The sequence below is a fragment of the Tenacibaculum sp. AWR4_210 genome (genome assembly GCF_056160945.1).
This window is the reverse complement of sequence record NZ_JBSWYF010000119.1, coordinates 1-211: the sequence shown is the minus strand read 5'-3', so window position 1 is coordinate 211 and position 211 is coordinate 1. Positions and strand designations below refer to the sequence as shown.

Genomic DNA, 211 nt, shown 5'->3' with positions numbered 1-211 from the left:
GCTCAGGTAGTGGTAAGCGAGCAAGCTTTACCAAATGCGGGAACTAACGGAACACTTACCATCTGTGCAGGAAGCACGGTAACATCAGGGCAATTATTTGCAGCCTTAGGCGGAAGTCCTGCGACAGGCGGAACTTGGTCACCAGCATTAGCAGGCGCTAATACCTATACATATACAGTAGCAGCAACCGCACCATGTACCACAGCAGCAA

At 50.7% G+C, this 211-nt stretch carries 1 protein-coding gene; it reads left to right on the top strand.

Annotation, left to right across the window (positions count from 1 at the left end):
• A partial coding sequence (locus ACXAG7_RS20280; RefSeq protein ID WP_476667979.1) for a hypothetical protein occupies nucleotides 1-211 on the top strand: 211 nt, incomplete at both ends.